Genomic DNA, 9,478 nt, shown 5'->3' on the forward strand with positions numbered 1-9,478 from the left:
AGCTTATTCTTCGCCGGCTTCAATCAAGCCATAGCGGCCGTCGTTACGACGGTACACAATGTTAACGCCTTCGGTTTCGGCATCTTCGTAGATGAAGAAGTCGTGACCTAACATGTCCATTTGTAAAATGGCCTCTTCGTTATCCATTGGTTTCAAAGATACGCGCTTTGTCCGAACGACTTCTAACTTGGAATCTTCGTCCTTAGCAGCTTCTGGTGCTTCTGGCGTAAATTCAAAGTTCTTGAAGCCCTTTTCACGGGACTTACGGTTGATCTTTGTCTTATACTTGCGGATTTGACGCTCTAGTTTGTCGGTAACCAAATCGATACTTGCGTACAGATCTGGCGAAGTTTCTTCGGCTCTCAACGTCAGGTAAGGCAGTGGAATCGTAACTTCCACCTTAGAATCCTTGTTTTGGTATACCTTTAAATTAACGTGAGCAGTCGAATCAACGCTTTGCTCAAAATACTTTTCAAGCTTACTGATCCGTTTTTGAACGTAATCTCTGATAGCTTGAGTAACCTCGATATTTTCACCACGAATATTGAATGTGAGCATAGAACTTCTCTCCCTTCCACACAAACAAAAGCTAGTTTAAGCAAGTATGTTACCTCAGCTTAATGGTTGTTTTGTTTATAACTTTATTATAATAGAAAGCGCTACAATACACAACGAATTACTGAAAAAAGTTTACCCATGAGCAAGGGTCAACCCGTGTACTTCACCTGCCCCTGACTCGCGCAAAAGCGTTGCGGCGTGCCGAATTGTCCGCCCCGTTGTATACACATCATCGACGATTAAAATTCTTTTATTGACGAGTTGATCATTTTCAATATTTAACAAAAATGGTTGCGGTGTCAACAGTCGCTGTTGCCGGTTTTTATCGGCCTGTGGTGTCCCCTTTTCACGTTGCTTGGTTCGCAATGCCTCAACCATCGGGATACCCTCCAGTAATCCGGCAACTTGATTAAACCCACGTTGATACAACGTTACCGGTGTGATTGGGATTGGAACCACCATCTCCGGGTGCCACGCAACAATTGCCCGTCGCATCGCGGTTTGAAAGATCACTCGTAGTCGGTAGTCGCCGTTAAACTTATACTGGGACATGAACCGTTTTAACTGATCATTATAGTGATACAGGGCCCGGTTTTTAAACCCATCTTCCGGCCAGCGAACGCAATCTTGGCAGATTTCGGGCTGTTCCTGCTCACGACCACACTGGACACACGTTCGCTGTTGGTCAATTCGTTCAAACTGGTCCTCACAGTTGCCGCAAATTACGGGGTCTGGTAACCGCCGAAAACTCAGTAAATCAGCCAGCGTGATTTCTGACGTCACTATTTGGCTACACAATAAACAACTTGCCATTAACCGTCCTCCCGTTTCAGTAGCTGTCCCTTTCGATTCACCAACTTAATCTGCCGTTGTGCGAGTCGAACCGGCGCCGTCTCGTTTTGACAAAAGAACTGCACGAGGCCATCTGGCGCATCCGCTCGCCGCCCAGCTCGACCCGCAATTTGAACCAGGGCCGCCGTTGAAAATACCGGATCATCCGCACCTAACACGAACACATCGATATCCGGAAACGTTACGCCACGCTCTAAAATGGTCGTTGTTACCAAAAACAGGCATTCCCGTGAGCGCATTGCCTGAACCTTCTCATGGCGCTCAGGATCAGCAGCGTAAACGGTCGTCACTGGTATTTTAGGAAACGCATGGGTGATTGCGGCTGCCACTAACGCTAAATCCCGAATATGCGGTACAAATAGCAAAAATTGTCGTTGACTGTCCAACCGTTGCTTCATCAACCTGCGTAGTTGGCTTGGCAGTTGTTGCTTTCCCAATTGCTGTCGCCAATTTTTACTTCGAGTCGCGTTGATGACTGGTAACGGATGCCCATGATACCGGAGTGGCAAATAGCTAAGTTGCAACTGGCCGCGTTTGACCTGCCGCAACAGCTGCCGACTCGGTGTCGCCGTCAAATACAAAATTGCGCCAGTCGGCTTTTTAGCCTGCTGGGCTGCAAAAAACAGCCCCGGATCAGACGCAAACGGAAACGCATCGACTTCATCCACGATCAAAACGTCAAAGGCATGGTAAAATCGAAGGAGTTGGTGCGTGGTACAGATGGTCAATTGACAATAACGGTACGGTTCAGGTGCATCACCGTACAATACGATTTGCTCAACTTTCTGAAACGCCTCGCGAATCCGGGGAACCAGCTCCAGACAAACGTCGATTCGCGGTGACGCAATTGCCACTCTCAATCCGGCTTCAACGGCCCACTGAATGCCCTTAAATAACATTTCAGTTTTGCCAGCACCAGTGACCGCCCATAATAGGTGATCACTGTGCGCCTGAAAATGGTGTAAGATTTGTTGACTACACGCTTCTTGGTGGCGGGTCAACTGACCTTGCCAAGTTAGCGCGGGTTTGGCCACCTCCGGAAATCGATTGGGATCTGGTAAGTGCCAAAGTTGCTGTTTTGCGGTGACTCGCCCAAGTTGAAAGCAATGTGGGCAGTAGTAGCGACCATCTGGTAACTTCACCGTTTGAGCTTTAACTCGCTGATCACAGCGTTGACAATGAACCCATCTCCCCACTACCTTTAAAGCGGTCCGTGATTCAAGTTGCGCTTGATATGGTTCGGAAACGACTAACGTTTCTTGTAGCACTTGGCGACCAAATAATTGCGTTGCCTCCATTTTGATTCACCTCCTGTTCTATAAATACGCAAACGAAACGAGGTTTCATTCTGATGTCTGAAAATTATTTAACCCTAAAAGCCAATGGTCAGCACACCATTGACATTAAAAAATCACAGTTTATCTGTAGTCTGGCTCGAATTTCAACCAAGGAAGAAGCCGAGGCGTTCATCGAAGCCACTCGAAAGGCCAATCCGAAAGCCAATCACAACTGTTTCGCCTACCTGTTGGGCGAGCATGACGATGTTCAACGAGAAAGCGACGATGGCGAACCTTCCGGAACCGCTGGGGTGCCAATTCTCGAAGTGTTAAAAATGACTGACCTTCACAACGTCTGCGCGGTGGTTACCCGGTACTTCGGCGGCATCAAACTCGGCGCTGGCGGTTTGATTCGGGCATATAGTAACGCGACCTCTCGGGGCATCGAAGCCGTGGGTGTGGTCAAGCGGGTTCTCCAAACCGACCTCGCCCTCACCGTTAGTTACGCCAACTTTGATAAGCTTAACTATTATTTGCAACAAAACACCGTGAGCGTACTAGATACGACTTACGCTGAAAACGTCACCGTCCAAATTGCGGTCGACGTCCCCGACGTTGAAGCCACGCAAACGGCGGTCACTAACCTATTAGCCGGGCAGGTCACCTTTGCCGTTGGCGAGGACCACTACCACGACGTTGACGTCCCGTTGTATCGAAATGACCATCCGAATGCAGATTAAACCAATCAAAAATCGACGCTTCTCCAAACGAGAAGCGTCGATTTTTTAGTTTAACCGTTAATGCGAATTCTTAGACGTGGTACTCTTAACCACTTTATTGATCCAATTTAACAGCGGCTGGCGGTTCTTACCAACCAACCCGATGGCTTCCACAAAAAGCTCCAAGCCAATCAAGCTGGCAATCGTGAGAAAAATCGTCCCCCAGCGTGGTGAGATTGGGTACAGCAGTGAGATAAACGCAAAAATCATGGCAATGCCGTAAATCACGAGCACCGTTTGTCGATGCGTTAACCCGATCTGCATCAACCGGTGATGCAAATGGTGCTTATCCGCGTGCGAAATCGGTTGCCGATTCAATAGCCGCCGCAAAATGGCGTAAACCGTATCGGTAATTGGCACCCCTAAAATGATTACCGGAATGATCATGGAAATAAAGGTGACGTTTTTCAAGCCGTACAGTGAAAATACTGAAATCATGAAGCCGATGAACAACGAGCCAGTATCCCCAAGGTAGATTCGGGCCGGAAAGAAGTTATAGGGCAGGAATCCAACCATCGCTGCAACCAACGCAAAGATACTGATACCCACGAACGTATTTGCAGTATTTAGGAAAAACAAGCCCGTAATTCCCATTGTTGAGAGTGCGATGATGCCAACTCCGGTCGCAAGACCATCGAGACCATCGATCAGGTTCACCGCGTTGGTAATGGCGAGGATCCAGATCCACGTCACTGGCAGGCTCCACCAGCCAATCGAAATCATGCCGACAAACGGAATCGTTAGGTGAATCATCTTCAACCCAGCGCCGAAGTAAACGACCAATGCTGCAATTGAGATTCCCAGAATCTTTTGCCGGGGTTTCAATTCGAAGACGTCATCGATCATCCCGGTTAGGATAATCACGCACTCGCCGCCAAAGACCCCCCACAGTTGCCGGGTCGGAATCTGCGCCCGAAGTAAAAAGACTGTGGCAAACGTATAGGAAAGGAAAATCGCAAGTCCACCCATCGTCGGCATCGGTACTTTATTGACACGTCTGGCATTCGGATTATCAATTGCTCCGATCCGAAACGCTAATTTTCGAATAAATGGTGTCAGAATTGCCGAAAAAATCATAGTCGCCATTAAACTGACAATGATTTCAAATTTCATTGCTCGTCCTCTCTTCATTAGTCAATTATTTCTATTATACAAATCGTTTTCATGAAACACAAATTTTGAATTGAAAATCTAAATTAAACCAGTTAATTTTTGAACAAGTTACCCCCTTAAAGAGTTGATTTCACAATGTATTCGCTTTCATTTGTGAATTCGTTAAACATTAGCCCCTTGCGTTTTAGAGCAAAAGTTATTATAATCTAGTTGTGAAGTGAAAACGCTTTGCAAGTTTGTGAAATGTTTATATATTTTGAAAGGAGTGTTTATCCATGGCAAGTAATCAGAAAGCTGCCAACACGACGGAGGTTGAACACGAACCAGCTCCAATTTTGCAACAAATGTTCATTTTTGGGCTTGTGCTGTTCGTATCTTCATTGATTTCACCATTATTCCCAGCATCATTCCCAGTTCCAACTCCCGTTCTTGGTATTGTCATTTTATATTTATTATTAACTTTCAAGATTGTCAAACTTTGGCAAGTTGAAAAGATGGGGGACTTCTTGGTTAACTTGATTGCCTTCTTGTTCGTTCCATCCGGGATTCAAATGACTGCCTCACTTGACATCATGGCTAAGTCCGGTGTGCAATTGATCATCGTTATCATCTGTGCAACGCTTATCATGTTGGTCGTTATTGCTTACACGACTGCCGGCTTCATGTACATCAGCCGTCACGTCTTCCACAAGCAAACCGATGTTACCGAATAACAGTCATTTATAGAGAAAGGATGAGCTTTCATGACATGGGCAACGTTTTTAGGGAACGCCTTAGATACTAACGTTGGTGGGATTGCCTTCTTCGGTATTTTCCTCTCACTGACAGTGTTCTTAATTGGTCAATATTTATTCAAGATTTCAAATGGTTTCTTCCTTTTCCAACCCCTCTTCTTCGGGATGGTTTTAGGGATCTTTATTCTTTGGTTGATGGCTAAATGGTTCAACGTTACACCAACGTACTTCTACCAAGCAGCCTACAAACCAGGTGGGGATATCTTATTCTGGTTCTTGAACCCTGCCACTATTGCTTTTGCTATTCCACTATACCGTCGGAACGATATCGTTAAACGTTTCTGGCTTGAAATTGTACTTTCATTAATCGTCGGGATGATTATTTCCCTCTTTGCCATCTACGGTGTTTCAAAGCTCTTCGGCTTGAACAACGTGATGATTTCTTCAATGATGACGCAAGCTGCTACGACTGCCATTGCGATGCCAGTTGCCGGTGCTATCGGTGGTAACACTGCCGTTACTGCCATGGCATGTATCTTGAACGCCGTTATCATTTACGCCTTGGCAACCTTCTTAATCAAGGTCTTCCGTTTGAACGCTGATCCAATCGGTGCTGGTCTTGGTTTAGGGACTGCCGGACACGCCGTTGGTACTGCCAAAGCCGTTCAATTGGGTTCTATCCAAGGTTCTATGGCTTCCATCGCCGTTGTTATCGTGTCAATCGTTGTCGACCTTGTCGTTCCAACGTTCGCACGTTTGGTTGGTTTGGTTTAAATCGATCATTAATCAAAAGACTCGAAGCATTGTGCTTCGGGTCTTTTTTTGTGGTCAAATCCCCTGCCTGCTGTCGCTTGTGTCCAGCGTAAGTGTGTTGCTGTACAGTTTGTGAAGTGCAGTGATTTGCGTAAACTGTCGATTCCGGTAAGCGACTAGGTTCCTGCTGTGGGGCCGGTCTGAGCCAAAGAGCGGTCTCAGACCTCAAATGTAAGCCTCGCTAAACCCCGTGCGAGTCTTACATTTGTCCCCGATGATTGGCGGTTGTCGGAAGAACACCAACAACCACCAATCATCGCGACACAGCATCCACCTAGTCGCTTACCGAAATCTTATATTGGCGCAATTCGGCACTATCGTAGACCATCTCAAGTGCTGAACTGCACGGCTTGGGGCGGTATTGCAACGACTATCATTGATTTGACAAACGGTAAAATTAGTCATCAGTCAATGCTTCAGAATCGTAGCAGATGTCTAAATGTCAACGTAACTGCATTAAATTCACGTAAACAGAGCGCATGACTGACAGATTTAGTCTAGCGCAATCTTTGACTCATTGCAGTTGCTGAATATTGGCCACGATAGTTTCTACAGTTGTTGAGTTGCCATCTAACGTAGCTATCACGCAGTTTCGTTAACTTCAGCATGTGACAGTCAGCTGTTCTGGTTGCCAACAGCGCACCATGTAGCGGGAGGCGGAGGCGCGCGGAGCTCAGCAGTGTCGGTATGACTTAGGCAGTCGTGCCCCGTGGGGTTCGGGGTGCGAGTGCCTTATGTCATACGCGAGACGGAGGAGATCCGGCATGGGCGGGTTTTGCTCATTCCTAGCTCCGGAGCGAGCCACTGCGTTCCAGCTCCGCATAGCGCCGGAGCCTCCCGCGGCATCCTTCCACTATATAAAACCAGAATCACTGAATTTCACAAACTAAACATGCTTACGCTGGACACAAACGACAGTCGAAAACAAAAACCGCTAAGACGCATATTTTAAGCGTCTTAGCCGGTTTAATATTTAAGTGCACTATTGTTTCAAGTGGTAGCTGTAAGTCGAGACAATGATGTTTTCACGGGTATTTAACGCTGTCCGTAGTCGTAAAGCCGTTTGGTTATGCAGAATGTTTTGCCATGGCCGTCGTGGCACGAATTGTGGGACCAAAACGGTGGTGGTAAAGTTTCGTTCTGCTGCTCGCTTGGCGATGACATCACAGAAGCGTAACGTTGGCGTAATGATTGACCGGTATGACGAGTGAATATCAACGAACCGGACGTCTGGGAACTCAGCCTTGAATTTCTGAGCTGTTTTATGTTCCTTACGTGGGTTCTCGTCAAACGATACGTGCATTGCAATCACGTAGTCCCCAACGGAACGGGCGTAATCGATTGCGCGCGCCGTCACCTGCGTCACGTTGCTGACAAGAACGATCACCGTTGCCCCATCGTAGTGATGGTTGACCGATTGACTGTCCTCGCTCACCCGCAATTGATGAGCAACGTTCTTGTAGTGCAAGTGGATCCGGTAGAACAGGTAATACAGACCTGGCATGACGATCAAGTATGGCCAAACGTTCCCAAAGTGAAGCATAAATAGGAAGACGACCAACGCTAACGAAATAAAGGCCCCAATAAAGTTGATGAAAGCCTTGAGTGGCCATAATCCTTCACGGACGCGGAACCAGTGCCGAATCATCCTGATTGCGACAGTGTGAACGGTACGAACACCCCAACCGCATACAGTGGAATCAGTAAGCTAGTCTGCCCGTGGAAGATGATGATCAAGACGATCGCACCAACGGCTAAGGAAATGATCCCGTTGGAATAACCTAATCGATCACCACGGTCCAGGTAGCGTGTGGCAAGAATTTATCCTTCGCCAGGTTATAAGCCAGAATTGGAAAGGCCGAAAACCCGGTGTTGGCAGCAACGGCCAAAATCAAAGCCGTTGAGAGTTGTAACAAGTAGTACAGCATGCCGTGTCCAAAGACCGCAGTCCCGATTTGAGACAGCACCGTGTTATCGAATTTTGGCACAATGCCTAAGTAGTAACTCAGAAAAGTAACGCCACTCAGGAAGACGGCCAAGATACCAGCCATAATCGCCAAAGTTGCTGATGCGTTGTGACTCTTTGGCTTATGGAAGTTCGGTACAGCGTTACTGATGGCTTCCACCCCGGTTAATGATGATGACCCAGATGAAAAGGCTCTAAAGAACAGTAACACGGTCATCCCCGTTACGGGCGCGCCAACCGGTGCCGACGCATGGTAAATCACTTGACCGGTGGCAATCTTAAACATCCCCCAGCCAATCATCGCAAGCATCATGACAATGAAGAAATACACTGGTAACGTCAGGAATGACGCCGACTCGCGCATCCCTCGTAAATTCAGTGCCATAATAAACAACACAATAATGATCGAAATGCCGACTTGGTGATGAACTAACGCCGGAATCGCTGACGTAATCGCATCGGTCCCAGAAGTCACCGAAACGGCCACCGTCAACATGTAATCAACCAACAATGACCCACCAGCAACTAACCCCGCTGGTTGACCCCAGTTGGTCGTTGCAACAACGTAGGCGCCCCCACCTGAGGGGTACGCGTGAATAATTTGTTGATAGGACAACGTAATCGCAAACAACAGTACCAGCACTAACGCAACAACCCAAAGCTGATACATTAACGCCGCTGCGGAGAGCGTAATCAGGACCGTTGTAATTTGTTCAGTCCCATACGCAACGGATGATAGCGCATCAGACGACAACAAGGCTAACGCTTTAAACTTCGTTAGCGCCTGTCCGCCCTCATCCGTGGTCTTCAACGGTTTCCCTATTAACAACCGTTTCAAATAACGCCACATGTTCTTAACTCCTTTATCGACGAATAACAGCTACCAACTACGCTAACCCATAGCTGATAGCTCCTACTTCAAAATGGCTATTCTAAATAAATTTATGCCGAAAACTGGAATGCAAAATCAATAGGTATTGTACACCTTTCACTCTACAATTACTATCGGTTTTCAAAACTTTGTCCGTTAGTCGAATAATCTCGATTTTAACCTACAATTAACTTGAAATCATAGATGCTGACGTTTGTGTCCAGCGTAAGCATATTGCGGTTTAGTTTGTGAAGTGCGGTGATTTGCTTGAACTGTCGATTCCGGTCAGTGACTAGGTTCCAGCTGTGGGGCCGGCCTGAGCCAAAGGGCGGTCTCAGTCCTCAAATTGAAGCCTCGCCAAAAACCGTGCGAGTCTTCAATTTGTCCCCGATAATTGGCGGTTGTTGGAAAAACGTCAACAACCGCCAATTATCGCGACACAGCATCCACCTAGTCGCTGACCGGAATCTCACATTGCGCAATTCGGCACTATCGCAGAACATCTCAAAACGCGT

The 9,478-nt window shown here is 47.1% G+C and carries 7 protein-coding genes and 1 pseudogene; 3 read left to right on the forward strand and 5 right to left on the reverse strand.

The genetic code is table 11. The features are described 5' to 3' along the window. Positions 1-3 precede the first annotated feature (3 nt). The 3 genes from hpf to JCM2765_RS09675 all read right to left on the reverse strand — a co-directional run bounded on the left by hpf (position 4) and on the right by JCM2765_RS09675 (position 2,708). The gene (gene hpf, locus JCM2765_RS09665; RefSeq protein WP_054736346.1) at positions 4-558 is read right to left on the reverse strand and encodes a ribosome hibernation-promoting factor, HPF/YfiA family; all 555 of its coding nucleotides are present in this window, start codon (positions 556-558) and stop codon (positions 4-6) included. A gap of 132 nt (positions 559-690) precedes the next feature. Next, positions 691-1,371 (reverse strand): ComF family protein, encoded by a 681-nt coding sequence (locus tag JCM2765_RS09670; protein ID WP_054736348.1) that lies wholly within the window; start codon positions 1,369-1,371, stop codon positions 691-693. Next, the gene (locus tag JCM2765_RS09675; RefSeq protein ID WP_054736350.1) at positions 1,371-2,708 is read right to left on the reverse strand and encodes an ATP-dependent helicase ComFA; all 1,338 of its coding nucleotides are present in this window, start codon (positions 2,706-2,708) and stop codon (positions 1,371-1,373) included. The genes JCM2765_RS09670 and JCM2765_RS09675 overlap by 1 nt, the downstream gene beginning before the upstream one ends. A 53-nt stretch (positions 2,709-2,761) precedes the next feature. Here JCM2765_RS09675 and JCM2765_RS09680 point away from each other — a divergent pair, with 53 nt between their 5' ends. After that, positions 2,762-3,427 carry a YigZ family protein gene (locus JCM2765_RS09680; protein WP_054736352.1) on the forward strand — a complete coding sequence of 222 codons (666 nt, stop codon included), beginning with the start codon at positions 2,762-2,764 and terminating at the stop codon, positions 3,425-3,427. Between the two features lie 57 nt (positions 3,428-3,484). Here JCM2765_RS09680 and JCM2765_RS09685 read toward each other — a convergent pair whose 3' ends face one another. Continuing rightward, the gene (locus JCM2765_RS09685; protein WP_054736354.1) at positions 3,485-4,579 is read right to left on the reverse strand and encodes a glycosyltransferase family 4 protein; all 1,095 of its coding nucleotides are present in this window, start codon (positions 4,577-4,579) and stop codon (positions 3,485-3,487) included. Positions 4,580-4,854: 275 nt separating this feature from the next. Between JCM2765_RS09685 and JCM2765_RS09690 the strand changes: the two genes are divergently transcribed. Continuing rightward, complete coding sequence (locus JCM2765_RS09690; protein WP_054736356.1) at positions 4,855-5,292, forward strand: CidA/LrgA family protein; 438 nt, start codon at positions 4,855-4,857, stop codon at positions 5,290-5,292. A gap of 30 nt (positions 5,293-5,322) precedes the next feature. Next, complete coding sequence (locus tag JCM2765_RS09695) at positions 5,323-6,087, forward strand: LrgB family protein (protein WP_054736357.1); 765 nt, start codon at positions 5,323-5,325, stop codon at positions 6,085-6,087. A 1,021-nt stretch (positions 6,088-7,108) separates the two neighbouring features. Here the strand turns inward: JCM2765_RS09695 and kimA are convergent. After that, positions 7,109-8,942: pseudogene (gene kimA / locus JCM2765_RS09700) on the reverse strand (potassium transporter KimA). Between the last annotated feature and the right edge of the window lie 536 nt (positions 8,943-9,478).

Origin of the sequence: Secundilactobacillus similis DSM 23365 = JCM 2765 (assembly GCF_001311075.1) — a bacterium.
GTDB classification, from domain to species: domain Bacteria; phylum Bacillota; class Bacilli; order Lactobacillales; family Lactobacillaceae; genus Secundilactobacillus; species Secundilactobacillus similis.

Bases quoted from the DNA above. Each gene is read 5' to 3' on its own strand.
- hpf (WP_054736346.1), bottom strand. From the start codon at position 558: ATGCTCACATTCAATATTCGTGGTGAAAATATCGAGGTTACTCAAGCT.
- JCM2765_RS09670 (WP_054736348.1), bottom strand. From the start codon at position 1,371: ATGGCAAGTTGTTTATTGTGTAGCCAAATAGTGACGTCAGAAATCACG.
- JCM2765_RS09675 (WP_054736350.1), bottom strand. From the start codon at position 2,708: ATGGAGGCAACGCAATTATTTGGTCGCCAAGTGCTACAAGAAACGTTA.
- JCM2765_RS09680 (WP_054736352.1), top strand. From the start codon at position 2,762: ATGTCTGAAAATTATTTAACCCTAAAAGCCAATGGTCAGCACACCATT.
- JCM2765_RS09685 (WP_054736354.1), bottom strand. From the start codon at position 4,579: ATGAAATTTGAAATCATTGTCAGTTTAATGGCGACTATGATTTTTTCG.
- JCM2765_RS09690 (WP_054736356.1), top strand. From the start codon at position 4,855: ATGGCAAGTAATCAGAAAGCTGCCAACACGACGGAGGTTGAACACGAA.
- JCM2765_RS09695 (WP_054736357.1), top strand. From the start codon at position 5,323: ATGACATGGGCAACGTTTTTAGGGAACGCCTTAGATACTAACGTTGGT.